This window comes from Serratia grimesii (assembly GCF_900186025.1).
GTDB classification, from domain to species: Bacteria; Pseudomonadota; Gammaproteobacteria; order Enterobacterales; family Enterobacteriaceae; genus Serratia; species Serratia grimesii.
On sequence record NZ_LT883155.1, the window covers coordinates 125,962 to 150,213 of the forward strand.

21 protein-coding genes are annotated in these 24,252 nt (G+C 50.0%); 12 read left to right on the forward strand and 9 right to left on the reverse strand.

Annotation, left to right across the window (positions count from 1 at the left end; translation table 11 throughout):
• Window positions 1-5: 5 nt before the first annotated feature.
• From SGBXF1_RS00575 to drt3b, 5 genes are all read left to right on the forward strand, one after another.
• On the forward strand, window positions 6-2,687 hold the full coding sequence (locus tag SGBXF1_RS00575) for a TOPRIM and DUF927 domain-containing protein (protein WP_186427668.1): 2,682 nt from the start codon (window positions 6-8) through the stop codon (window positions 2,685-2,687).
• Between the two features lie 420 nt (window positions 2,688-3,107).
• On the forward strand, window positions 3,108-3,857 hold the full coding sequence (locus SGBXF1_RS00580; protein WP_186427669.1) for a hypothetical protein: 750 nt from the start codon (window positions 3,108-3,110) through the stop codon (window positions 3,855-3,857).
• Window positions 3,858-3,859: 2 nt separating this feature from the next.
• Window positions 3,860-4,096 (forward strand): ogr/Delta-like zinc finger family protein, encoded by a 237-nt coding sequence (locus SGBXF1_RS00585; protein WP_186427670.1) that lies wholly within the window; start codon window positions 3,860-3,862, stop codon window positions 4,094-4,096.
• 301 nt (window positions 4,097-4,397) lie between these two features.
• On the forward strand, window positions 4,398-5,678 hold the full coding sequence (gene drt3a / locus SGBXF1_RS00590) for an antiviral reverse transcriptase Drt3a (protein ID WP_186427671.1): 1,281 nt from the start codon (window positions 4,398-4,400) through the stop codon (window positions 5,676-5,678).
• Complete coding sequence (gene drt3b / locus SGBXF1_RS00595) at window positions 5,669-7,690, forward strand: antiviral reverse transcriptase Drt3b (protein ID WP_129937770.1); 2,022 nt, start codon at window positions 5,669-5,671, stop codon at window positions 7,688-7,690. Before drt3a ends, drt3b begins: the two co-directional genes overlap by 10 nt.
• A 532-nt stretch (window positions 7,691-8,222) precedes the next feature.
• On the opposite strand, the gene SGBXF1_RS00600 is transcribed toward drt3b, so the two are convergent.
• On the reverse strand, window positions 8,223-9,677 hold the full coding sequence (locus SGBXF1_RS00600; RefSeq protein ID WP_186427672.1) for an aminotransferase-like domain-containing protein: 1,455 nt from the start codon (window positions 9,675-9,677) through the stop codon (window positions 8,223-8,225).
• Window positions 9,678-9,949: 272 nt separating this feature from the next.
• On the opposite strand from SGBXF1_RS00600, the gene SGBXF1_RS00605 reads away from it, so the two are divergent.
• From SGBXF1_RS00605 to SGBXF1_RS00620, 4 genes are all read left to right on the forward strand, one after another.
• Window positions 9,950-10,522, forward strand: coding sequence for a GNAT family N-acetyltransferase (locus SGBXF1_RS00605; RefSeq protein ID WP_186427673.1), 573 nt, complete (start codon window positions 9,950-9,952; stop codon window positions 10,520-10,522).
• 160 nt (window positions 10,523-10,682) lie between these two features.
• A complete protein-coding gene (locus SGBXF1_RS00610) occupies window positions 10,683-11,006 on the forward strand; it encodes a DUF3302 domain-containing protein (RefSeq protein ID WP_037426114.1) in 324 nt (107 codons plus the stop codon).
• Between the two features lie 5 nt (window positions 11,007-11,011).
• Window positions 11,012-12,148 (forward strand): HlyD family secretion protein, encoded by a 1,137-nt coding sequence (locus tag SGBXF1_RS00615; RefSeq protein WP_186427674.1) that lies wholly within the window; start codon window positions 11,012-11,014, stop codon window positions 12,146-12,148.
• 564 nt (window positions 12,149-12,712) lie between these two features.
• On the forward strand, window positions 12,713-13,444 hold the full coding sequence (locus tag SGBXF1_RS00620) for a LuxR family transcriptional regulator (RefSeq protein ID WP_130382774.1): 732 nt from the start codon (window positions 12,713-12,715) through the stop codon (window positions 13,442-13,444).
• A gap of 47 nt (window positions 13,445-13,491) precedes the next feature.
• Here the strand turns inward: SGBXF1_RS00620 and SGBXF1_RS00625 are convergent, their stop codons facing one another.
• Complete coding sequence (locus SGBXF1_RS00625; RefSeq protein ID WP_186427675.1) at window positions 13,492-14,094, reverse strand: histidine phosphatase family protein; 603 nt, start codon at window positions 14,092-14,094, stop codon at window positions 13,492-13,494.
• A 145-nt stretch (window positions 14,095-14,239) separates the two neighbouring features.
• Here SGBXF1_RS00625 and SGBXF1_RS00630 point away from each other — a divergent pair, with 145 nt between their 5' ends.
• Entirely contained in the window at window positions 14,240-14,476 is a 237-nt protein-coding gene (locus tag SGBXF1_RS00630) for a DUF4282 domain-containing protein (RefSeq protein WP_037426124.1), read from the forward strand.
• 34 nt (window positions 14,477-14,510) lie between these two features.
• On the opposite strand, the gene SGBXF1_RS00635 is transcribed toward SGBXF1_RS00630, so the two are convergent.
• The 5 genes from SGBXF1_RS00635 to SGBXF1_RS00655 all read right to left on the reverse strand — a co-directional run bounded on the left by SGBXF1_RS00635 (window position 14,511) and on the right by SGBXF1_RS00655 (window position 19,835).
• On the reverse strand, window positions 14,511-14,933 hold the full coding sequence (locus SGBXF1_RS00635; RefSeq protein ID WP_186427676.1) for an HIT family protein: 423 nt from the start codon (window positions 14,931-14,933) through the stop codon (window positions 14,511-14,513).
• Between the two features lie 102 nt (window positions 14,934-15,035).
• Window positions 15,036-16,073 carry a LacI family DNA-binding transcriptional regulator gene (locus SGBXF1_RS00640; protein ID WP_186427677.1) on the reverse strand — a complete coding sequence of 346 codons (1,038 nt, stop codon included), beginning with the start codon at window positions 16,071-16,073 and terminating at the stop codon, window positions 15,036-15,038.
• A 68-nt stretch (window positions 16,074-16,141) separates the two neighbouring features.
• The gene (locus SGBXF1_RS00645) at window positions 16,142-16,903 is read right to left on the reverse strand and encodes an SDR family NAD(P)-dependent oxidoreductase (RefSeq protein WP_037426132.1); all 762 of its coding nucleotides are present in this window, start codon (window positions 16,901-16,903) and stop codon (window positions 16,142-16,144) included.
• A 22-nt stretch (window positions 16,904-16,925) separates the two neighbouring features.
• Window positions 16,926-18,797 carry a TRAP transporter large permease gene (locus SGBXF1_RS00650; RefSeq protein ID WP_186427678.1) on the reverse strand — a complete coding sequence of 624 codons (1,872 nt, stop codon included), beginning with the start codon at window positions 18,795-18,797 and terminating at the stop codon, window positions 16,926-16,928.
• Between the two features lie 24 nt (window positions 18,798-18,821).
• On the reverse strand, window positions 18,822-19,835 hold the full coding sequence (locus tag SGBXF1_RS00655; protein ID WP_186427679.1) for a TRAP transporter substrate-binding protein: 1,014 nt from the start codon (window positions 19,833-19,835) through the stop codon (window positions 18,822-18,824).
• A gap of 322 nt (window positions 19,836-20,157) precedes the next feature.
• Between SGBXF1_RS00655 and SGBXF1_RS00660 the strand changes: the two genes are divergently transcribed.
• Complete coding sequence (locus tag SGBXF1_RS00660) at window positions 20,158-21,606, forward strand: alpha/beta hydrolase (protein WP_130382760.1); 1,449 nt, start codon at window positions 20,158-20,160, stop codon at window positions 21,604-21,606.
• On the opposite strand, the gene SGBXF1_RS00665 is transcribed toward SGBXF1_RS00660, so the two are convergent.
• Window positions 21,603-22,352 carry an NAD-dependent epimerase/dehydratase family protein gene (locus SGBXF1_RS00665; RefSeq protein ID WP_061808189.1) on the reverse strand — a complete coding sequence of 250 codons (750 nt, stop codon included), beginning with the start codon at window positions 22,350-22,352 and terminating at the stop codon, window positions 21,603-21,605. The two genes, SGBXF1_RS00660 and SGBXF1_RS00665, sit on opposite strands and share 4 nt — an antisense overlap.
• A gap of 92 nt (window positions 22,353-22,444) precedes the next feature.
• Complete coding sequence (locus tag SGBXF1_RS00670) at window positions 22,445-23,308, reverse strand: LysR family transcriptional regulator (RefSeq protein ID WP_130382758.1); 864 nt, start codon at window positions 23,306-23,308, stop codon at window positions 22,445-22,447.
• Between the two features lie 114 nt (window positions 23,309-23,422).
• On the opposite strand from SGBXF1_RS00670, the gene SGBXF1_RS00675 reads away from it, so the two are divergent.
• Window positions 23,423-24,181, forward strand: coding sequence for an SDR family NAD(P)-dependent oxidoreductase (locus SGBXF1_RS00675; protein WP_037422893.1), 759 nt, complete (start codon window positions 23,423-23,425; stop codon window positions 24,179-24,181).
• The last annotated feature ends 71 nt before the right edge of the window (window positions 24,182-24,252 follow it).

Below are 24,252 nucleotides of genomic sequence, written 5' to 3' on the forward strand. Positions count from 1 at the left end.
GCGCAATGACTAAATTAGAACAGACCAAACAGGCGGCCCGCGGCCGCTGGGAAGCTCTATTCCCCCTGCTGGGCGTGACGGTTCCGCCTCACGGCCAGCACGGCGCCTGCCCGAAGTGCGGCGGCACCAAGCCATTTCGTATGGACGATAAAAATGGGGACGGCCGCTGGATTTGTACGCATTGCTCGCACGGTGACGGGCTGGACTTGGTGGCGCTGGTTAACGGTATCAGCGTCGGGCAGGCCGTCAATGAAGTGGCCGACGTGCTGCAACTGAGTCAGGTGCAGCAACAGCCACCCAAGCCCGCCAGAAAAGAAGCCGCCAACCCCGCACCGGCAATGACGGATACGGTGGCGCAATGGCTGGCTTCCTGCGCTGTCGGGCAGAGTGAGTATCTGAACGGCAAAGGCTTCCCGGCTCTGCCTCATCCGTTGACCACCACAGCCCGCAAAAGCGGCGGTGTGGACTTCCTGCCCGGTTCACTGGTGCTGGAATTGACGGATATTCACGGCGCAGTGACAGGCGCACAGCTTATTTCCCCGCTGGGCGATAAGCGTCTGCTGCCGGGGACGGTACAAAAGGGGGCATTTATCGCCCTCAGTGAGCTGCCGGGCGCAGAAGTCCCCCCGGCGCAGGTGATTATCACCGAAGGCTACGCCACCGCGCTGACGGCCGCCCAGCTCGCCGCAGGCTGGGTGGTGGCCGCCATCTCGGCCAGCAACCTGCCGAACGTGGCACAAGCGATACATGCCCGCTGGCCGCAGGCCCGTATCGTCATCGCCGGAGACAATGATTTCTACGACGGCAAAGAGAACACCGGCAAAGTCTGGGCGGAGAAAGCCGCCAAGGCCGTCAACGGCTGCGTCACCTTGCCGCCGACCCGGCATAAGGCAGACTGGAATGACTTTATGCAGGAGAACGGCCCGGCACGCGCTAAAGAGGCATTCAGCGAGGAACTGGTGCAATTGGGTAAGTCGGCGGTGAAGTTGCCACAGGGGTTCCGGCTGACGCAGGAATATCTATGGTTCGACAAACAGGTGCAAAAGTCGGACGGAGACACCGAAATTCGCAACATCAAAATCAGTAACCCGTTGCGGGTGACGGCCATCACCTGCGATGCCGACGGCGGCAACTTCGGACGCCTGCTGGAATGGGAAGACACCTACGGCCAGTCGCGTAAATGGGCGATGCCAATGGAGATGTTGAGCGGCAGCGGTGAAGAGCTGCGCCGAATCTTGCTGGTCAACGGCCTGTCGTACATCAGCACCACCGGCGAGGCCCGTGCCCGGCTTATGGAGTACATCTCCCTGTGCAAGCCGGAGCGCAAAGTCACCTGCGTGAACAAGACCGGCTGGCATGGCGATGTCTATGTGTTGCAGGATGAGGTGATCGGCGAAGATGCGGAGGCGGTGATACTGCAAACCGCCAGCGTACAAGGCAAAGATTTTCGTGTGGCCGGGACGCTGGACGAGTGGCAGAAACAGATTGGCCGCTACTGCGTCGGCAACTCCCGCGTGGCCTTTGCGGTCAGTCTGGCGTTTGCCGCACCACTGCTGCGTCTGGTGGGGATGGACGGCGGCGGTTATCACCTCAAGGGTGAATCTACCGACGGCAAGACCACCACCATGAAGGCGGCGACCTCGGTGTGCGGTGGCCCGGATTACTGGCACACGTGGCGCTCCACCGGTAATGCGCTGGAAGGCACCGCCAGCCGCCGTAACGATGCAGCCATGATGCTTGATGAAATCCGGGAGGTGGACGGCCGTGAGGCCGGAAACATCGCCTATATGCTGGCGAACGGCCAAGGCAAAGGGCGGGCAGGCACCGACGGCGAGTTACGCGCCCGCAAGCAATGGCGGCTGTTGTTCTTCTCGACCGGAGAACTGTCGTTAACCGAACATGCCGCCCGCGCCGGCGAACGCACGTTTGCCGGGATGGAAGTGCGGATGCTTCAGATACCGAGCGACTCCGGCAAGTACGGCGTGTTTGAAACCCTGCACGGGTTCGACAGCGGCAAGGCACTGGCGGAGCATTTTGAACTCACCACAGCGACGGTCTACGGCACGCCGTTTCGTGCCTGGCTGAAAGCCCTCACCGCTGACCTGAACGGCATGGCAGCCAGAGCCAAGGCAATGATGAAGGAATACACCCACCTGCTGATGCCGGAGGCTGCCGGTAATCAGGTCGGGCGGGCTATCAACCGCTTTGCGCTGGTTGCCATGGCCGGAGAGCTGGCAACCCAGCTCGGCATCACCGGCTGGCCGGAAGGGGAAGCACTGCGGGCCACCCAGACCTGTATGCGGGCATGGCTGGCCGACCGGGGCCACAGCGCCAATCAGGAAGATCTCGCCGCACTGGAGCAGGTGCGCAGCTTCTTTACGGCCGGGCAGTTCAGCCGTTTTGCCGACTGGCATAACGAGATGAACCGCCCCGGCAACATGGTGGGCTGGCGCAAAGTGGAGAAAGGCAACCATGCCCGGCAGGTGGAGGCGATGACAACGTTCTATGTGATGCCGTCCGGCTGGAAGGAAATCTGCAAGGGTTTTGATGCGCGGAAAGTGGCAAGGCTGTGCGCGGAGGCCGGTTTTTTGGTTCCGGCCAAAGACGGCAAAATGCAAACGGCCACCCGCCCGCCAGAGATGGGCGTCAAGAAGCTGTATGTGTTTACCAGTGACGTCTTAGGCTAAGTCTTTACGCGAGTCTTATTTTTAAAGGGTAACAGAGGTAACAGGGGTTACACCGTTGTAATCACTGGAGAAAATCTGTTACCCCTTTTGTTTTGATTGGGGTAACAGGGGTAACAGATTCGACGCTTTTTCACCCTGTTACCCGGTGTTACCCCGTCAATTACCGCCGGGGTAACACATTTTTCCCTTTAAAATCATAGCTGTAACCTGTGTAACCCCTGTTACCCCTTCAAATCGATAAAGGCAGCGGCCGACTCACCGAAACGCCCTTTCTCTGGCGGGCCATCCCTTCCGGAAAAACATCACCTAACACATTGAAAAAGGCCAAGTTGTGTAGCCGGAGTGACAACTGTGTTCGATTGAGCGGTTGTGCCGGTTATCGGACACTGTCCACACAACATAACGAACTGGAGTTTTTCGATGACCACCAAGACCCCGCTTGCCGCACTTTCTACCCGCTTTTTGCAACAACAATCCGGCTTTGATGACGCACGTAACGGTTTTTATAAAAAGAAAACCGAGCTGAATGATATCCGTCAGGTCATTGCGACCACACACGATAAAAAACGCGCAGCGGAAGAGCAGGCCGTTATGGATGACAAGGGCTGGCGTAAGCGGTTCCGCAAAGCAAAAGGCGAACTGACGCCGGAGATGCAAGACCTGCATACCCAGCGCATCATCAAGCGCGAGCTGGTGAATGAATACGACGGGCTGTTGGCCGAATTGGAAGATGAGCAGGAAGAGGCGATGCTTTCGGTCTGCGCCGCCGCCCGCCGTTATGACCAGAAACACCGCACGATTTTACGAACCCACTCCGAAATGACGCTGGAAATCGCACTGGATAAGGCCTCGTCCCTGATCCGCGCGGTTGCCTTGCGACTCCATGCCCAGTTGCGTCTCGGCCACGACGAAGAGCAGTTCCAGAACAATAATCTGTGCGCCCGAGATCCGCGTGGTGTCGTGATGCAGGAAATTATGCAGGCACTGATGGAACGCGCCGGTAGCTATCAACTAAGCGCAGAGGGCGACCCGATTCTTGAGGCGATTGGGTTGTACGGTCCGGATTTCAGTGGTATCGACCAGAAGCTGATTAACAGTCCGGCGGCACTCACAAAACTCAGCGTGGAAATCGCCGAACGCAAAAAAGCCAAAGCGGCAGAGGAGGAATAATCATGATGCGCTGCCCTTTCTGCCGCAGCGGTGCACACACCCGCACCAGCCGTTATCTGACGGAACAGACCAAAGAGGCCTATTACCAGTGCCAAAATATTGACTGCTCCAGCACCTTTAAAACACGGGAAAGTATTGAGCATGTGATCCGGCAACCAATACCCCCGGAAACTATTCCGGTACCGCCGCCGGAATACCGAACGTTGAACCGTTACGGGAATAATAATTGTCTGCGTTGATTAATAGCATCCGCTCCTTTCTTAAGGGGCGGTTTTTTTATTTCCTTCTGTGTTTGTTTTCTGCGGCTTTTTCTCTGGCGGGCCTCACATTTTGAGCATGCATGCATAGGGTGCATGAATTTGCATGCCTATAATGCCCTTACTGCCTCCCTGCCGTCCCAGTGCTGGCGCGGTTTGCGGGCCATCATGCAACTGCATGAAAAGCGACACAAGAAGCGGGCAGGCGAGGCGGGGATAGCATTGCGCGGAAGCTTATAAAAGGTTATAACGGGCTGAAAATGATGATGGTTAGAGGCAATCAATGAATAGACAACCGTTTACTTCTTTCGCGCTTAAAAAGAAATTAAGTGATAACGAAAGATATATTGATTTAAAAAATAACCCAGATGAAATAGAGAAGTTGGTTAACGACGCTGTAAATATTGCTCATGAGAATTTCAGGTCCGGAGTAAGTATAAACAAGTTCCAACTAAAAGGACGCTATGTATACTCAGCGTCCTGTGTTAAAGAAAAAATAGTGTTAAGACATTGCAATTCTAATTTGAAATCTATCAGTAATGTCTCTTTGAAACAAAGAAATACAATTATTGACGAGATACAAATTTACCTCAGCGAGGGTGCTAGGTTTCGGGTTTACAGGCTTGATATTAAATCATTTTTTGAGTCTATAGAACTAGATGTTCTGCTTGGTATTATTAATAACAGTACTGAGATATCTCGGCATACGAAAAACATTGTCGAATGGTATTTAAAGTCTTGCGAGAGAAAATATGGTTCGATAGGGCTTCCTAGAGGACTAGAGATTAGTCCTGTTCTCTCTGAAATTTATTTGTCAGATTTTGATGATAGTTTAAAAAAAAGAAACGATATTTTTTATTATGCACGATTTGTTGATGATATAATTTTAATTACTGCAGGAATGGAAGATAGTAATATTTTATTGAGGGAGATAGGAAGCAAGCTTCCAAAAGGTTTAACCCTAAGTCATAGGAAAGATAAGAAATCCATATCTCCGCTAATAGAAAAAAGAGCGCAAGGCGCTAGCCCGAATGGAACCGTTGTTCATAAGTTTGACTATCTTGGCTATCGTTTTTCAATAGTAGATACGCACATTATTAATAAAAAAGCAGTGAAGTCTGTTTATAGACTAGTAAAAACTGACTTATCAGATGGTCGATTGAGAAAGATAAAAACCAGACTTGCGAGAGCATTTTACTCCTACCATAAATATGGTAATTTTGACTTGCTATTAGATAGGGTTTCTTTTCTTACAAGTAATAGGGATTTAAAGAGGAAAATAAATAAGACAAAGGGTATAGACAAAAGTAAAATCAGTACAGGAATATATTATAGTAATGCAAAACTAGACTCTGACTCTGAAAGTTTATCTTTTTTAGATGATTTTTTAATATTTTGTGCTAATTCTAATAAGGGTAGGATTAATAAAATAAAAAATCACCACATAAACAAACAGCAAAAAAAAGCATTGCTTAGAAATAGCTTCAAGAAAGGATTCAAAGAAAGAGTTTATCGAAAGTATAACTTTAAACGATATGAAGAGATCACCAAAATATGGTTATAAAAAAAACAAACATAAAATTGGATAAGAAAGACTATCTCAGAGCTCTATTGTGTGATACTGCGCCATCTGATACACCTATTATATTTTCCAATGATGGGTTATACATCAATGCAAATGACATGAAGAAATATGAAAATTCACAATATTCTCCAATATCTTCGTTTTACAAAAAGATTATAAACCCAAATTTGGACAATAGTTTGACTCTCGGAGATAGAGAGTCAAATAAAAAGAAGCAAACGTATCCTTTTAAATATAGTATATTTAAAGATCAATATAACTTAAGGCATATATCTCTGATCCATCCTAGATCTCAGATTAACTATTGTGAGTTTTATAAAAAATATGCACCTGTAATATGTTTAAATACCTCAAAAAGTAACTTTTCAATAAGATCACCAAAGAAAGTAGCTAATTCATTTTTTCTTTATGAACAACAGGTAATGAGGAAATATAAAAGTGGCGACATAGAAACACTAAAAGATGAGTTAACGAGTAAATATTCATCATCATACTTTTCATATAATGGCTTTAATAGGATTCATAAACTTTTCGATAGCAAACTATACTTCGATATTGAAAGAAAGTTTTCCATGATGTGGATGCTTGATGTATCACATTGTTTTGACAGTATTTACACACACTCAGTTTCGTGGGCTTTAAAAAGCAAGGAGTTTATAAGGGAGCATATAGATTGCAAGAACCAATTCCCGCAAGAATTAGATACATTAATGCAACGAAGCAACAATAATGAAACAAATGGGATACCGATTGGTTCGGAGTTTAGTCGAATTTTTTCAGAGATAATATTTCAGAGAATAGATAAAGACATAGAGGAGTGTCTTCTCAAACAGTACTCATGGAAAATTAACGTTGATTATATAATATTGCGATATGTTGATGACTATATACTCTTCTCAAATAGTGAGGATAAGTCACATACTATAACAAATGTTATAAGTATAATGCTTAATGAATATAATCTTCACTTAAATAATAATAAAATGCAGAAATACAATCGACCTTTTTGTACTAAAAAGACTAGTATTATCATTAAGATTAATGAGTTGATAAAGAGTTTAGAAAGGAAAATTTATGAAAAGAACGGTGACAGTAGAGATATAAAAAGAATAAGAAATCATCATGAACTTAAAAGGTACTTCATAAATAATTCAAAGTCTATATGTATTGACTGCGGAATGGATTACAGCAGTGTTTCAGCATACTTAATATCGTCTTTGTCAAAAAGAGTTATAACTTTAATACATAATAATTCTGTTGTAGATCTACTAAAAGAAGATGATAGAGAAAAAGTAAAAAAAGTAAAAGACGTTATTTTTATAATGTCTGATTTGATGTTTTTCTTTTTTAGTGTAAACCCAAGTGTTTCTGCGTCCTATAAATTTTCAAAAACAATGGTTATTATATCTAATTATTTAGAGGATTTGTCAGAGGATTATAAAAACTTATTTATGACTAATCTAGTTTACACGGCCGAAACGTTGAATTTTGGTGATAAAGAAAATGGATTGTTTGTAGATGGGTATATATCGATAGAAAAAATAAATGTAATACTCTCAACTACATTTTTTGGAGATAATTATTTGGTTAATAAGCAATACTTTAACGGAATTTTGCCAAAAAAACACCTTGATTATTTTAGTGTCATATCGCTTTTATTTTACTTTAGAAATAGATCTGAATATAAAGACCTAAAGAATGAGATAGAGAGGAGGATTAAAGATGTTTTATGCAAGGAAATGAATCTATTACAGTCATCAGAGAATGCTCACTTATTTCTTGACATAATGTCATGCCCATTTGTATCCAAGAAGACAAGAAAGGAAATTTATAAAAAGTATCTTATTAAATTTGAAGATAAATTGATGAGAAGTGACACTGAAGTTGAAAATGATTTACGTCAGCTTCTGACGACATTTTGGTTCGTGAATTGGGAAAGTTTAGATCTTGTTAAAATGATAGAAAAAAAAGAGTTGAAAGAGAGTTATTGATATGATAAAAAAATAAAGTGATCAGCTTCAAAATACTTACGTACTATTTCAAACTTATTTACATCGAGTTTTTGAAGAGTACGATTTCGCTAGATTGAAACTCGGCTTAGTCGCTTAAACCACAACAGACAGACTTGTTGTGGGGCTGTAGCAATACATCGCTACCGCATGTCTCGCTCTAGTTGAGAGTAACGTGCTAAAACACGTGCTTACACACCTGATGTTGAGGAGCTGATCACACCCTATTTGTTGTTTTCAAGTATGTTTTTCTACCAGCCATCAAACAGAAAGTATCTTGCAATACCATTTTTCAGAGCTTGTGTTGGTTTTCATTAGCAATTAGCTAAAACTCCTTATGCATCGTTTAACTACAATCTTTGATTGATTATGCTCCGTATCATTTGGTCATCATAAAATGATATGCAAATCAATTCGGTGGTGCTTTTGGGGGTGTGTTGAGAATTATTATAGTAAATCTTAATATTTTACATGTTGTTACCTATCAAATGCGACTCCTGTGATCTTCCGCCAATCAATCCGCTTCATTCCCCACAAGTGACTGAGTACACCATTGCCCAAGCTGGGCGATCGCCTGTTCAACCTCATCGTTATAACCAAAGCCTGCATTCAGTCGGAAACAGTGATCGTAGCGGTCATCCGTGGCAAAAATATGCCCGGGGGCGATGCCGATCCCGGCATTACGCGCTTTGATAAACAGCGAGCGTACATTCAAGGTATTCTTCGGCATTTCCACCCACAGCACATAACCGCCTTCAGGCTCAGAGACTTTTGTGCCAGGGGGGAATGCTCGTAGCACTACCTGACGGATCTTGCTCACCAGGTTAGCCAACTTATGCCTGAGTTTGCGCAGATGGGCGTCGTATCCGCCATTGCTCAGTAATTCGGCAATGGTTGCCTGCGGCAATATTGGTGAGCCCATGGTCGAGGTATATTTCAGCGAGGTGATTTTTCGCATGTAATGGTTGCTGTGAACCCAACCGACACGCACGCCAGGCGCCACGGTTTTAGAGAAACCGCTGCACAGGATGACATTGGGGCTAAAGGCCCTCATGGGAAATGGTCGTTGATCACCAAAGGCGATGTCGCCAAAAGTGTCATCTTCAATAATGATCACATCGTTTTCATCGGCCAGCCGCGCGATGTGAGCTTTTTTCTCGTTCGGTATGGTTTTGCCCAGTGGGTTATTAACATTGGCGAGGGTGACAAACACCTTCACCGCTTTTCTCTGGAATAGCGCAACCAGCTTTTCGCTATCCACATAGCCTTCGTTACCCGTTTCAACCTCAATCACGCGCAGTTTGAGCTGACGCAACATTTGCAATAAAACAAAGTAGCAGGGCGATTCAACGGCAACCGCATCTCCCGGTTTCACTGTCGCAAGCAGCGAGAGCGACAGTGCCTCCACGCAGCCGTTGGTCACTAAAATGTTATCCGGATTAATATTGCAGCCATAGTCTATCGCTCGTCGGGCGATTTCTGTTTTTAACGGCGCATAGCCAGAGCCTTTAACCGTATCACCGAGCAAAAATGGCTTGCTATAACCAAGCTGGCGCATGATCAAACTCAGCTTTTTGATGGGGTACAAAGAGCTATCACCATTAGCCAGATCCAGACGAACGCGGCAATCTTCCCCCACCATGGCCATATGCAGTTCGGTTTGTTCATCCAGCGGCGCAATCTCACGTGGCTGTTCCACGATAACGGCGTCCTTTTGCGGCGAATGTCGCTTTGGTGCGACAAAAAAACCGGATTTGGGTTTGGCTACGGCGTAATGTTCATCTTCCAGGGTACGCAAGGTTTTAAGTGCGGTTGTCAGACTGATGTTGTATTGAGTGGCCAGGGTTCTTACCGACGGCAAACGTGTATTGGCAGGTAAAAATCCTGCGTGGATTGCCTGTTTTATCTGTTCGGCAATCTGACGGTACCGGCTGCCCTGTATCCCCGCTTCCGTCTGCTCCATCGGCATCTGTTCCACTCCATATCGTTCTGATCTGTACGTATAAAACAGATTACTTTGATAGTAGTTTAGCTAGCAAGGCTTAGAAATAATGAATTCAACGTGTTCATTCGCAGAAAGTTTGTCAGTTCGAGTGGGTGAATGACCGAGGCCTATATTCTGTGACTGAGCCGTTTGTTATTTATCAAAGGATAACTTTGATGGATATAGAGAATTAATTTTTACTGCAATGATAAATTTCTAAAAAAACTGGGTTATTTTCGACTTTCTAGGAGGTTTGCATGGAATTGAGTGTGGCCAATGTGGCTGATATTGAACAAGTGACTGAACTGCTCAAGCGGTATCAGGTAGTAACCATCAGTGAGGAAGACAAGAAAGATGGTTTTGTGACCACTTTACTGACCTATGAGCAAATGGTCGCGTTGATCGAGCAAGAGCAAGGGCTGTTTGTCGCCAGGCAGAAAGGTAAGGTTGTCGCGTTTGTGATGGCCGCTTCCTGGCAGTTTTGGGCGCCCTGGCCTTTGTTTGAGCACATGATTGGCAGATTGGGAGAATATGAGTTTGCCGGCCAGGTGTTGACGGTAGAGAACTCCTACCAATATGGGCCGATCTGTGTCGACGTTTCGGTTCGGGGCAGCGGGGTGCTTGAAGCGCTGTTTGCATTTGCATTAAAAAAAATGTCATTGCGTTTTGATGTTTTGGTCACATTTGTGAATAAAATTAACCCACGATCTTATGCAGCCCATACGCGTAAACTGGGGCTCCAGGTTTTGAATGAGTTTACCTTTAATAATAATCATTATTACTGGATGGTTTGCGCTACTCGTCAGAGTGGTAACGGATCTTTCGCTTAAACCTAAAAACTCTATAAAATCAAAGGATGGTTGTTGTCTGTTTTGGTTCATTTCCTATAAGGTACACCCGCCGAAATAAACTTACCCAGTTTTAGCACAAAGAGCTAAAAACGCGTCTATCTTTACCAGTGAACACGGGTTCCGCAAATGAGAGGCAGTTATGTTTCTTAATTACTTCGCGTTGGGTGTACTTATTCTAGTTTTCCTTATTATTTTCTATGGGATTATTATTCTGCATGATATTCCCTATCTTATTGCCAAGGCACGCAACCATCCGCATGCCGATGCTATCCATGTCGCGGGCTGGGTGAGTTTATTTACTCTGCACGTGATCTGGCCGTTTTTATGGATATGGGCTACTTTATATCGCCCCGAGCGTGGTTGGGGTATGCAAAATCAGGAGGCATCGCTCGCACAGTTGCAGCAACGTGTGGCGGAGCTAGAGTTGAAGTTAGTTGATATTAAAACGCCTCCTGCGGAGTAGCCACCATGGATCTGCTCATTATCTTGACGTATGTCGCTTTTGCCTGGTCTATATTTAAAATTTTTAAAATACCGGTAAATAAATGGACTGTGCCCACAGCAGCTTTAGGGGGCGTATTTTTAATTGGTGCGTTAATTCTATTAATGAATTATAACCATCCATATACTGCTCTGGCACAGAAAGCGGTTGTTTCTATCCCTATTACGCCTCAGGTGACTGGCATAGTTAGCGAAGTAACCGATAAACAAAATGTATTAATAAAGAAAGATGAGGTGCTATTTAAATTGGACCCTGTGCGGTATCAGGCTCGCGTCAATCGACTGCAGGCAGATTTGGTCACCGCGATTAATAACACCCAGGTTTTAAAAGGTCAGCTTGATGAAGCCATTGCCAATACGTCTCGGGTCAGTGCCGAACGCGATAGATTATATAAAGACTACCAACGCTATATTAAAGGCAGTCAGGCAAAGGTAAACCCTTTCTCTGAAAGCGATATTGATAACGCCCGGCAGAACTATCTGGCGCAAGATGCGCTGGTAAAGGGTTCGGTAGCTGAACAAGCACAAATAAAAAGCCAGTTAGACAGTGTGGTGAACGGGGAGCAATCTCAAATCGTTAGCCTCAGAGCACAGTTGGCGGAGGCCAAATATAATCTTGATCAAACGGTGATTCGCGCTCCGAGCAACGGGTATATAACCCAGGTACTCATCCGCCCAGGTACTTACGCAGCGGCTATTCCGCTGCGGCCGGTGATGGTATTTATCCCTGAGCAAAAACGGCAAATCATTGCTCAGTTCCGCCAAAATTCCTTGCTGCGTCTTAAGGCAGGCGACGAGGCCGAGGTGGTGTTCGATGCATTTCCCGGCCAGGTATTCCCCGGTAAATTGATTAGAATTCTTCCGGTAGTCCCCGGTGGATCATACCAGGCTCAGGGGACGCTACAATCGCTGAGTATGGCCACTGGCAGTGACGGTGTACTGGCGGTGATTGAGCTGGCACCCAACAGTGAAATCGATGAGTTGCCGGACGGAATTTTTTCGCAGGTGGCAGTTTACTCCGACCACTTTACCCATGTTGCGGTGATGCGCAAAGTACTGCTACGCATGACCAGCTGGATGCACTATCTCTATTTGGACCATTAGTTCCGTATGGAAAGCCTCTTCTAAATGAAGAGGCCCAACACCCTTTGACCTAAGCATACCTGAGTGTGTTTAATCGCCGCTTTCGGCGTATTTATGCCCAAGTTATGTTGTAGAGTCGTTGGCGTTTATTATGTGGCGTAGGTTAATTGATATTAATCGAAGAACACAAAGTCCTGCTGAGCATTAGGGCATATTTTATCCCCAGATAAACCGCGTTATCTGGGGCATTAGCCGTAGCTTGGCCATTAAAAGAAGTAAGTTAAAATACAGGGTATTATAGCCAGCTCGATGATGGCTTATCTTCTGCCGAAAGGATAATTAGTCGTGTTAGCGTGAGGATCCCGGCCAGCAGTGGATTTTTACGTATTCTGTCTGACCGGAAAATTTCCCTGGTGTTGGCTGGGTGGCCTACCTGACTGCACTAACCCGTTTTATCCTTCACCGACGCACTTGATTATAAGGTATAGTTTTCAATTCATAACCTGAACTTAAGTGCAGGCAACACCTATACTTAAATGCAGGTTGCTTTTAGTAAGGGATTAGTTAGATCACCACGGAGCCTGTATGTTTTGTGCCTTCAATGAAAATCAAACAATAACGGCAACGCTTAGGGATCATATCGACAGAAAGTTGTCCTCACTCGGTAGTCCAGAATACGCTTATACAGTGCTTAGAAAACAAGATCCGTCAGATGCACTTATTATTTCCAGCTATCCGAGTGAATGGGTAGACCTCTACCGTGCTAACAATTTTCAGTTCACTGACCCAGTGATACTAACTGCGTTAAAACGCACCTCACCCTTTGTATGGGACGAGAATATCACTCTGATGTCAGATAAGATTTTTTCTCTCTCTAGGCGATACAACATCGTTAACGGCTTCACCTTCGTGCTGCACGATCATATGAACAGTTTGGCTTTATTGTCTGTCATCATCGGCAGCACTGGACAAGAGGAATTGGAAAAGCAGCTCTCGTCCGATCGTGGTGCCATGCAGATGTTACTGATTGATATTAATGAGCAGATGTATCGTCTCGCTAGAACCACCACAGCTAAAAGTCAGAAATATCATACCGATACGGATAAACCCATTTTCACCCCAAGGGAGAATGAGGTGCTGTATTGGGCCAGTATGGGAAAAACTTATGGGGAGATCGCGTCTATTGTTGGTATTTCCGTGAGTACGGTGAAGTTTCATATGGGTAATATTGTCGTGAAGTTGGGTGTCAGTAACGCCCGGCAGGCCATCCGACTGGGCACTGAACTGACGTTAATTACCCCGGTAGCGGCCAGATAAAATAGCGGCCCCCCTGGATGATCTTCAATACCCTCTCATTGGGTCTGTTAAAGGCTGTTTGGCTTTATCCCGCCTGGACAGGTTTCAGCTAGTTGAGTTAAACCTTCGCTTTCCTGCTTGAATGAAACCTTGTCCTGATCCAGTGTGACCACGAAAATGCTGTCGAAGTCGCTACCTGGCCATTTGGGCACCAAATTGGCGTCGCCACCGCGTGCCGCGACGATGTTCTTCACCGCCTTATCGAGATTCTTATGTTCCCAGGCGATGAAAATACGTGAGTTTTGGTATTTGTCGCTGAGCAGTTCCTGTTTCAGCCCGGCGATGTCATCGGCGTGAAACTGGATGCCGATTGGGAGCCCTACGCGCACGGCGGTAGGCATGATGGTCGACAGCGCTCGCAGAGAACTGCCGGTCTTGTTCTCTTTCGGTCCGGCAGCAAAGATAAAGTCTGGCTTGCCATAGCGGTTCAGCAGCACATCCGGCAGTGCCAATGCGCGGTTCAGGCCTTTACAGGTTAGCTGCCCGCTGCTGTTAGCGGGTTTCTCCCCGTGCCGCACGAAGATCAGCGTTTCCTGTGCCAGTGCGCTTTGGCTGAACAACAGCACCGCCGCCAAACCACCGAGTAAATTTCGAGCTACTTTGTTAAACATCCTCAACCCTTATGTAATGGCTTGCTGATTTCTATGCGCTTTTGGTCGCGTTACTCGCTATCATTACCGGTGTGACAAAAAGGGCATGCCGCACCGATGTGGCGCCTCTGGGATAATTAAATACTGGCCTAAGGAAGGATTTACAATGAAAAACATTTTCTTTTTTGATGCGATGCTGACTCCGAAAATCATCACCGGTGTCTACTGGCTTTGCCTGCTGAGCATTATTGTTGGCGGGATTGGGGCGATGTTCTACGGTGAGTTCTTCCGTGGTCTGTTCGCGATCATCATCGGTGGCGTGTTCACTCGCGTTTGCTTTGAAATGATCATAATTGCGTTTAAAAATAACGAATATCTGCGCAAAATTGCTGAAAAGCCATAATGTTTTAAAATGCCGGGCTGTGCCCGGCATCCTGTTATTCCCCCAAAGTGATCGCCAGCCGCTCCTTCATCAACTCAATAAAATTATCCGGCAGCGTTTTCGTTGTGGGGGCCCGTAGCGCTTTGCTCCAGACCGGCTCCGGGAAGTGCGAATCGTCGAGGTAACGCGGGACGATATGCCAATGCAAATGTGGCAACGCGGTACCCAGACTGGCGATGTTTATCTTCGCTGGCGTTAGCAACTGACGTAGCTGCGCTTCAACCTGTGCCACCACCGCCATGATGCTGTTGCGCTGGTCGTCACGCAGATCGCTCAACTCGGCGATGTGTTCATGCCACACCACCCGACACCAACCTGGAAAGGGACTGTCAGCGATAAAAATTGCCCGACACAGTGCGTTTTGCCACAGCACGATCTCATCGGTCGGGTGGCAGTAAACACAAGATTCATCATTCATTTTTTTCTCCTACTGCAATTTTGGACGCAGCGAAGCCCTGCCGCGCATCAGCGCAACCAGAATTCAGTGTGAAAGTGAGCGGGGCAGAGACCCCGCCAGGGGCTACGTGTTAATAACTGACTGGCGGCGTACCAAGCTGGGGGCAAATAAAAATTCCTCAACCGGCAGCTCAGGATTTTCCAGTCGGCCGATAAGCCTATCGACAATTTTCACTGCCATCTCGCGCAGCGGCGGTGCCACAGAACTGAGCGCTGGGTTAAACAGCTCGGACAGAAACATGTTATCGATGCCGACAACCGAAATATCTTGCGGTACTTGCACGCCCAGCCGTTGGAAGGCGGAGATCATGCCGATGGCCAGCATGTCATTGAGTGCGACAACGCCATCGGGTCGTGGCTCACTTTGGCAAATCTGTTCGGCGAGTGTTTTCCCCAATTCGGCCATTTCGGCATCGCCAAAGGCAAATTGCGCCTTACCTTCGATCACCGTGGCTGGCAGTCCGGCATCCTCCAACGCCTGCCGATAACCGGCAATCTTGTTGGCACGGCTGCTGGTCATGCCAGAGGCGGTGGCGAAAGCAATACGGCGGCAACCTTGGGCGAGCAGATGTTGGGTGGCCATGTTGCCAGCGGCGCAATTGTCCATCGACACGCTGTCGATCGGCAGTATTGTCTCACCGGGGGAAGTCAGCGTGCGTTCATCGTAGTTGATCATCACCAGGCCACGTTTCAGTGCATCACGGAAATGGGGGCGATCGTAAAACGTGGAGGCCACCACCACACCGCGGATGCCTAATGCCAGCAAATCGTCAAGAAAACGGATCTCCTCTTCCTCTTGCCGATGCGTATCTCCCAGCAGCACCTGATAGCCGTAATTTTGCTTGGCCGCCAGTTCAATCTCACGCACCAGTGCGGCGAAGCTAGGGTTCACGATCGACGGCACCAGCAGGCCGAGCATTTTTACCTGCCCGGTTTTGAGCTGTTGCGCTGCGCGGTTCGGTTGGTACTGCAACGCCGCCATCGCCTGTTCAATACGGGCTAGCGTATCCTTTCGCATCTGATCTACCCGGCCGTTCAGCACGTTGGAAACCGTACTGACCGACACCCCGGCATGACGTGCCACATCACGTATATTCGCCATCACATTCCCGTTTTGCATTAACCCATTACCCCGACTTTATCACGCGGCTGAAAGTGAGTCACAGGCCCTTAGGGCGCGATCTGCCCACCGTTAACGTCGATAATCTGCCCGGTGATGTAGCCGCTGCAATTATGTGACGCCAGGAACAGATAAGTTGGCGCCACTTCTTCGCTGCGGCCAAAGCGGCCCATTGGGATGGAGGCGCACATCTTGCTCAGCACTTCTTCGCTTTTGCCGTGGTGGAAAGCCGTGTCGATACTGCCTGGCGACACGATATTGAAACGGATGTTGTCCTTGGTGAACTCCTTCACCCAGTTGCGGTGAATGTTATGTAACCAGGCTTTGGCGCTGGCATACAGGCCAGCACCGATACCGCCGCCTTCACGTGCTGCGATGGAGCCGGTGCTGATCACACTGGTAGTAGCGCCGCTTTCACGTGCTGAAGCGCGCAGGTAAGGGATAGCGAATTTGGTGACCATCAACGCGGAGCGGCAGTTAAGGTCCATCACCCGGTCAAAGAACTCGTCGTCGATAGCTTCCAGTCCATTGCGCCCACCCAGCCCACCGGCGTTGTTGATCAGAATATCGATGCCGCCGAAACGAGCGACAAAGGCTTCCACCAGAGCTTCACAGCCAGCGGAGCGGGATAAGTCGGCGGAGAAAAACGCACACTCGCCAGGGAAGGCGGCGACTTCTGCCGGCGCCTCACTGCGCATCCCGTTAATCCCCACTTTGGCACCGTGTTGGGCGAACAGCGCTGCGGTTGCCAGCCCGATACCGGCGGTGGAACCGGTGATCAACACGCGTTTGTTGGTTAAATCAGAGAACATGGTATGGCTCCTTTTGAGTCAATCAGTAGCCCAGCCGCGTCGGCAGCCAGGTGGTGAGCGCCGGGAACAGCGCGATAACGATAATGCCGAGCAGTACGATCAGCAGGTATTTGGCCATGGGCTTGATCACGTCCTGCATGGGGACGCCACAGATGGCGCAAGTGGTATACAGGCCGAGGCCGATCGGCGGGGAAAATAGGCCAAAGCCCATCGCCAGAATCATCACAATGGCGTAATGCAGGGCATTGAAGCCGAGCTGAGTGGCAATGGGCACCAGAATTGGTGCGAAGATAATCAGTGCCGGAGCGCCTTCCAGCACTGCGCCGAAGATAATCAGAATGACGATCGACAGCAGCAGAAACAGCCATGGACCGTAGTTCGCACCGATGGCAACCAACAGCTGTGCACATTGCTGCGGGATCATCTCGATGGTCAGGGCGAAAGACAAACTGGTGGCACAGGCGACGATAAACAGCAGCATGCCGGACAGGGCTGCGGTGTCGACAAACAGTGTCAGGGTGGCTTTCAGCGTGAGTTCCCCAAATGTCAGCCGACCCACGACGATGGCGTAGACCACGGCGAAAGCGGAAATCTCGGTAGATGTCGCGATACCGGCCACTACACCCTTGCCGATCATCAAAATCATCACTAACCCGACGGCGGCGCCGATCAGCAGTTGGCGCGTTGGCATCCGCACCGGATAGGCATCATCCACGTTGATGCGCTTGCCGAAGATCACGGCGGCAATCAGCAACATCACCAGCAGGCACAACGCTGGAATCAGTCCGGCGATAAATAGCGCGCCAATAGAAATGTTGGCGATAAAGCCCATCACGATCAGGTTGACGCAAGGGGGAATCGTCTCCGCCATAATGGCCGAAGCAGCGAACACTCCGGCAGACTCTGCGGCAGGTTGGCGCGCCCGTCGCACCGCAGGCATCAGCACGCCGCCTACCGTGGCAACGTCCGCCAACTTGGAGCCGGAAATACCGGAGAAGAATGCCATCGACACAATCGTGGTCATGTTCAGTCCACCGCGATAACGGCCCATGCCCCGGACGATCAGCTCAACCAGCCGTGACGACATGCCGTTCACTTCCATCACTGCGCCAGCCAGTAAAAAGAAGGGAATGGCCAGCAGGACGAAATGGTCGACGCCAGCGGTTACCTGCTGAGCAAAGAACACGAATGGCAGCGAGGGATCGCTAAGGAAGAACACCATTGCCGACATGCCGAGCGTAAAAGCGATCGGCACGCCGGAGATGATCCCCAGAATAAAACAGGCCAGCATGAGTACGGCAGGCAGCGAACTGAACCCCAATGCGCTATGCAAGCTGAGGTAGCCAGTACCACCCAACAAGGCGACGGCAACCGCGCTGAGCAATACCACTTTCAATGGTGCCTGGCAGGCGTGATCGAGCGCACTGACCAACATCACCGCTGCGCCGATAAACACCGGCACCACAAAAATCGCCTGCGGCAAGCCGTGCTCAGTGGTTTGTGGCAGCGAAATACCGACCAAACTGAAGCTGGATACCGTCAACCCGAGTGCCACCAACACCAATACCCAACGGCTGGCATGCACCACGTATGGCTGGATTGCCGCTGGTAGCCAACGTAAGAACAGATCGACGCCAATATGCCGCCCGCGCCCGGTGGAGGTGGCGACGCCGAAAAACACCAGCGTCACCATCAGGGCTCGCGCCACTTCCTCCGCCCATTCGATGGGGCTGTGCAGCGCGTAGCGCCAAATTACCGAGGCGAATACCACCACGACGTTTACCAGCAGCGCCAATGCGCCGCCCCAAGCGGTCAAACGGGTCAGGCCACGGCTTAACTGTGTCAGGATGGCCACTTTTTTTACGCTCATTTCAAGAGTGACAGGAAGGGTCATAACAAATCCTCCGCCTTGGGGGCGTTACGGTTGTGATGCGACATGAATGGCATCCAACACGGCTTTGGCTTGCGGATATTTGCCGATGAATGTCGCCTGTAGCGGCAGGGTTTGCTGGCGGAAATAGTCGCGATCGGTTTCGGTGAAAATCACGCCGGCAGCTTTCAATTTGTCCATTGCCTGGCGTTCTTTTTCCGCTGCGATTTTGCGTTCATAAACCGTCGCTTCGCTGGCGGCAGCCAACACGTCGGCTTGCAGCGATTGCGGGATGCGTTGGAAAGCGTTTTGGCTGATGGTAGCGACAATCGGGTTGTAGATGTGGCGAGTCAGTGTGGCGTATTTGGCGATCTCGTAATATTTGCTGGTGTAGACCGTGGCGGCGTCGTGTTCCACACCGTCGATCACTCCCATCTGCAATGCGGAGTAAACTTCACCGCCGGGCATCGGGATCGCTGTGGCCCCCATACTTTTCAACGTGGCGATAAAGTTGGGTGCCGGCAGCACACGTATTTTCATCCGGTTAAGATCGTGCGGTGATTGCAGTGGTTTCTTACTGTAAATGTTGCGTGGACCCAGGCTGAAACCGTAGCCCAACACCTTGATATTGCTTTGTTTGGCCAGCATGGCGCTCAGCAGTTGGCCTGCCTGACCGTCCAACGCCTGACCCAGTTGCTGGTTATCGTTAAACAGATAGCCCAGATCCAGCACGCCAATTTCCGGTACCAATGTGGCCCAGATTGAGGTGCCGGAGATCATCATGTCGATCGCGCCAATACGTACCTGTTGGACGGCATCAGCCTCTTTGCCGAGCATGCCGTTAGGGAAATAGTTGAGGGCGATTTTGCCCGGCAGGCGCTCCTCCAGGTTCTGCTTAAAACGATTGAACCAAATGGCGTGCGAGGAATATTCATCATCGGGCAGTGATGAGTACACGCGCAGGTTAACGTCGACGGCATTGGCCCGTAGCGGCAAGGTAAAGAGTATCAATAGCAGTGTGACAAACAGGCGCAGAGTTAAGCGATTTGTGAGTGATTTCATCGGCCTGGCTCCCGATCGCAGACAGACTGCGATGCTGGTGGTGAAGATGATTTCCCCTGCTGGGTAATGCTGTAGGGACAGGGGGAACAGGGACGATACTTTGTTTCTAACATTTAACTGTAACGTTTTAGTGTATCGTTACAGAAAACCTACAAACATTCCGTCGGCAGATCAATTTTTATCCGTTAAAACGGTTTGGAAATGTGGGTTCTGTGAGCAGGCTCTAATAATCGGTGTGCAGAGTTCGGCGATCGCCGGGCTGCCGCTGATGGCATTTAGCTTCTATAATCGCAGCAGGATAACCGTGAATTCAGGAGTGGGTATGCCTTCCAGGGCGATAATTAAATGGACTAAGCGGCTGACAATCGTAGTTGCCACCGTGTTACTCACACTGTTTGCGGTACGCATTTACGATACCCAAAGTGGTCCGGCGTTGGAGCCGTGGCATACTTTTGTACCGCATGAACTGTCGGCCGCCGAGATGGATAAGACCAATTGGCAGGGTTATCTTGCCGCCGAAAGCCGGGTGTTTGATGACGTGAAGGCTAACGTCACGGATAAACTCTCTGCCAGCGAACGTATTCCCCTCAACCGCTATTTTGACGGCAGCCCGGTGTACCCAGAGCACTTTGTCCGAGACTGGAATCGCTCTTACGAACTGATGCCGCAAGGCGAGCCACGTGGCGCAGTGGTGTTGTTGCACGGTTTAACCGACTCCCCTTACAGCCTGCGGCACATTGCTGAGAACTACCGGCAACACGGTTATGTGGCGGTCGGTATTCGTCTACCGGCACACGGCACGGTGCCGGGTGCGTTGACCAATATTGACTGGCGCGACTGGTTGGCGGCGACGCGGCTGGCCGTGCGTGAGGCGCGAAGTAAGGCCGGGGGCGATAAGCCCTTGCATATTGTGGGCTTCTCCAACGGCGGTGCGCTGGCGATGAAGTATGCGTTGGATGCACTGGATGATCCGCAGTTGGCGGCACCGCAGCGGTTGGTGTTGATTTCACCGATGATTGGCGTCACCAGTTTTGCGCGTTTCGCTGGTATTGCCGGCTGGCCTGCTGTGTTCCCAGCCTTTGCCAAAGCGGCGTGGCTCGGTGTGCTACCGGAGTTTAATCCTTTTAAATACAATTCATTTCCAGTAAATGGCGCACGTCAGTCTTATCTGCTCAGTAATGGGCTGCAACAGCAAATTGCCTTGGCGGCACGTGACGGAAAGCTGGCTAGATTAGCCCCTGTACTGACCTTCCAGTCTGTTATGGATTCGACTGTTAGCACCCGGGCGGTGATTCGTGCGTTATATAACGAACTACCGGCTAACGGCAGCGAACTGGTGCTATTTGACGTTAATCGTACGGTAAACTTTGGGCCACTACTGCGGCCAAATGCGGCGGCGGCGGTCAGTCAACTGCTGCCACCAACGCCGCGTCGTTATCAGACCACGGTGATCGCTAATGCCTCACCGGAAAGCAGTGAGGCGATCGCCCGTGTTACGCCAGCTGGAGAAACCACCGAAAGCGAACAGCCGCTAGGTATGACCTACCCAACGGATATTTATTCGCTGTCGCACGTGGCGTTACCCTTCCCGGTGAATGATTCGCTGTATGGCCGGTTCCCCGAGCAGCGCGATGAGTTCGGCATTAGCCTTGGCACCCTTGCTGCACGGGGTGAGCGTTCCGTGCTGGTTGTCGATCTCGACTCGCTGATGCGCATTGCCTCCAACCCATTTTTCCCTTACTTGCTCCAGCGTATTGATAACAAGCTTTAGGCAAAACCGAGAATGCTGAACGCATCATCTTGCGGGTAGTAGCCGAGCAAGCGGCTGGTTTCTTCTAGCGACAGTCGCTTATAGCGGTTGTTGGAAACGCCGTGCACCACGGCATGGTGTACGCCTTCGATGCGCAGGCAACGTTCCAGTAGATCGGCCGCGTCGCGGTGGCTCAGGAAAGCGCTCATATCGCGGGCGCTGAGCTGTTCGCCGTGTTCTAGCGTTGTGAAATTGGCGATACGTACCGACAAGGCAGAAAGCCCTTCCTGATGTGCAAAGTAGGCGGCGATACCTTCGCCAAATGCCTTGCTAACCCCGTAGAGGTTTTTCGGTTTGGGGGCATCTTGCGGCCGAATTTGGTAATCCAGTGCATAGCCTTCCACCGCTTGTGCGCTACTGGCGAAGACCACGCGTTTGCAGCCTGCGTCTTTCGCTGCCCGGAAAATATTGAAGGTGCCGAGGATATTATTATCCATCAGCGAGTGGCAGAAGTCCGCATCGGGTGAGGGATCGGCCGCCAGGTGCAACACCGTATCGATATTGGCGCAAGCCTCACGGCAGGCTGCGATATCGGCAATGTCGAAACTGATCACCTCATCGCCTGGTTGCAGGTCTGTCAGCAGACCGAGATCTTTTTCCGCCAGCCGCAGCTGGTAGCGATTTCCCACAGATTGACGGAATGCCGTCGCGACCCGGCCACCTGCACCGGTAATCAGAATTCGTCCAAACTCAGTACGTAAAGTCATGATCTCAGCCAGTCCTAAAGTCCATTATGCCGTGATCAGTAATAATCCCCTGCGTGAGTTTTGTCCAGCATTCAATTAGCAATGCTGATGCTTTATGGCGTTGTCGGACATTTTTTTTCAATGATGTCGGTCAGAAATGTCATCACTGTACGTACGGCAGTCGAGCGTGCCAGATCGGGGTAAGTGACCAGCCAGAGATCACGTATCGGCGCGGCGATTGATGTGGGCAGCGTCACCAGTTCTGGGTCGCTATCGGCGACAAATGTCGGTAATACTACGGCTCCGAGTCCCGATCTCGCAGCTTCTTGCAAAGAGAACAGATCGCTGGCCTGGAACACCACAGGACGGCCTTGTAACAGCTGTTGCAGCCATTGCTGGTGGGGTTGGTGTTGGTAGTGATGGTCATAGGCGATAAAGGACCGGGCGGCCTCTGGTAGCGCGGCGTGCTGCCTTGTGGCGTACAGGGCGTAGCGCATTATGCCGATGCGCTTTATCAACAGATCTGGCTGTTGTGGCCGTACCATGCGAACTGCCACTTCGGCATCACCGCGATCCAGTTCGGCTATTGCCGACTCACCGGAGAGAATCAACGTAATATGCGGAAATGATTGATGAAATTCCGCAATTTGCGGTGCAATAATCCGAGCAGCAACCGACGGCGGGGCGCTAATGCGCACCTGGGTTTGTGGCGTTTCTCCGGCGCTACGTGCATGACGCACAATGGCGTGGCTTTGGTTTTCGATGTCGGTCGCCAGGCCGGCAATCACTTTTCCGTCCTGCGTCAGCGGTGTGCTGCGCGGCAGACGAAGGATCAGCGGCACGCCGAGTGCCTTCTCCAGTGCGGCCACTCGTCGACCTACAGTGGCGTGATCGCAACCCAGCTCACGTGCCGCTGCCGACAATGAGCCGGTACGTGCCAGCACCACGAAGTGTTTTAAATCCTGCCAATCGAACATCAGTGAATTCCTGCACAGTATGTCTGCAAATTTAAGGAATATTCACACAGAGTGAGACGTGATTCAATAGTGTCATTACTGTAACCAGATTGAACTATTTAATTAGGTAATCTTATGTATTTGCATTTGGAGGGCCGTGTCGCGCTGGTTACCGGTGCGAGTGACGGTATTGGGGCGGGAATGGTTCGGGTATTGGCGGCTGAAGGGGTCTCCGTGGTGGCGACGGCCCGCCGTGAGGATCGTTTGCTGACACTGGCGGATGAGATAGAGCAAGCAGGTGGCATAAGGCCCTATACCATTGCCGCGGATATCACAGACACGGAAGCGCTCAACAGCATGCTTGCACAAGCTATAGCGCGGTTTGGAACGATCGATATTGTGATTAATGCCGTTGGTGGCGCTCGCCCGATGGCGTTGAATGAAGCCGACGGCGTTTGGGATGAGGCGTTTGGCCTAAACTTTACGCCGGCGCGTCGGGTGACGCACGCATTACTGCCCGGTATGCAGGCGCAGGGATGGGGACGCATTATCAACATCAGCGGTTCTATGGAGCCGCGTAGCCTGAACGCAGCAACTGCCGCCAAAGGGGCACTGCATCTGTGGGCCAAAGGGTTGGCGGGTGATGTGGCTGCACAGGGCATTACGGTCAATACGCTGCAACCCGGGCGGATTAATAGCGCGCAGGTGCGTGAAAAACTGCACCCGACGGACGCCGCACGGTTGGCGTTCATCGAACAGAACATCCCGATTGGCTACTTTGGTGAGCCGGAAGATATGGCTTATCTGGCGGCGTTTCTTTGTTCCCCGCTAGCGCGATATATCACGGGTGCGGTTATCCCGGTAGACGGCGGTATGCACTATTTTGCCCACTGACGTGGTTTTGCATGCTGGGTCACAGTTCAGTAATTTGGCGTCTTAGGGTCTTGCTCCAGCAAAATATGGAG

Coding starts and splice junctions, on each gene's coding strand:
- SGBXF1_RS00620 (WP_130382774.1), top strand. CDS start 12,713: ATGTTTTGTGCCTTCAATGAAAATCAAACAATAACGGCAACGCTTAGG.
- SGBXF1_RS00610 (WP_037426114.1), top strand. CDS start 10,683: ATGTTTCTTAATTACTTCGCGTTGGGTGTACTTATTCTAGTTTTCCTT.
- SGBXF1_RS00655 (WP_186427679.1), bottom strand. CDS start 19,835: ATGAAATCACTCACAAATCGCTTAACTCTGCGCCTGTTTGTCACACTG.
- SGBXF1_RS00615 (WP_186427674.1), top strand. CDS start 11,012: ATGGATCTGCTCATTATCTTGACGTATGTCGCTTTTGCCTGGTCTATA.
- SGBXF1_RS00575 (WP_186427668.1), top strand. CDS start 6: ATGACTAAATTAGAACAGACCAAACAGGCGGCCCGCGGCCGCTGGGAA.
- drt3a (WP_186427671.1), top strand. CDS start 4,398: ATGAATAGACAACCGTTTACTTCTTTCGCGCTTAAAAAGAAATTAAGT.
- SGBXF1_RS00640 (WP_186427677.1), bottom strand. CDS start 16,073: ATGGCGAATATACGTGATGTGGCACGTCATGCCGGGGTGTCGGTCAGT.
- SGBXF1_RS00665 (WP_061808189.1), bottom strand. CDS start 22,352: ATGACTTTACGTACTGAGTTTGGACGAATTCTGATTACCGGTGCAGGT.
- SGBXF1_RS00645 (WP_037426132.1), bottom strand. CDS start 16,903: ATGTTCTCTGATTTAACCAACAAACGCGTGTTGATCACCGGTTCCACC.
- SGBXF1_RS00585 (WP_186427670.1), top strand. CDS start 3,860: ATGATGCGCTGCCCTTTCTGCCGCAGCGGTGCACACACCCGCACCAGC.
- SGBXF1_RS00630 (WP_037426124.1), top strand. CDS start 14,240: ATGAAAAACATTTTCTTTTTTGATGCGATGCTGACTCCGAAAATCATC.
- SGBXF1_RS00650 (WP_186427678.1), bottom strand. CDS start 18,797: ATGACCCTTCCTGTCACTCTTGAAATGAGCGTAAAAAAAGTGGCCATC.
- SGBXF1_RS00635 (WP_186427676.1), bottom strand. CDS start 14,933: ATGAATGATGAATCTTGTGTTTACTGCCACCCGACCGATGAGATCGTG.
- SGBXF1_RS00605 (WP_186427673.1), top strand. CDS start 9,950: ATGGAATTGAGTGTGGCCAATGTGGCTGATATTGAACAAGTGACTGAA.
- SGBXF1_RS00625 (WP_186427675.1), bottom strand. CDS start 14,094: ATGTTTAACAAAGTAGCTCGAAATTTACTCGGTGGTTTGGCGGCGGTG.
- SGBXF1_RS00600 (WP_186427672.1), bottom strand. CDS start 9,677: ATGCCGATGGAGCAGACGGAAGCGGGGATACAGGGCAGCCGGTACCGT.
- drt3b (WP_129937770.1), top strand. CDS start 5,669: ATGGTTATAAAAAAAACAAACATAAAATTGGATAAGAAAGACTATCTC.
- SGBXF1_RS00670 (WP_130382758.1), bottom strand. CDS start 23,308: ATGTTCGATTGGCAGGATTTAAAACACTTCGTGGTGCTGGCACGTACC.
- SGBXF1_RS00675 (WP_037422893.1), top strand. CDS start 23,423: ATGTATTTGCATTTGGAGGGCCGTGTCGCGCTGGTTACCGGTGCGAGT.
- SGBXF1_RS00660 (WP_130382760.1), top strand. CDS start 20,158: ATGCCTTCCAGGGCGATAATTAAATGGACTAAGCGGCTGACAATCGTA.
- SGBXF1_RS00580 (WP_186427669.1), top strand. CDS start 3,108: ATGACCACCAAGACCCCGCTTGCCGCACTTTCTACCCGCTTTTTGCAA.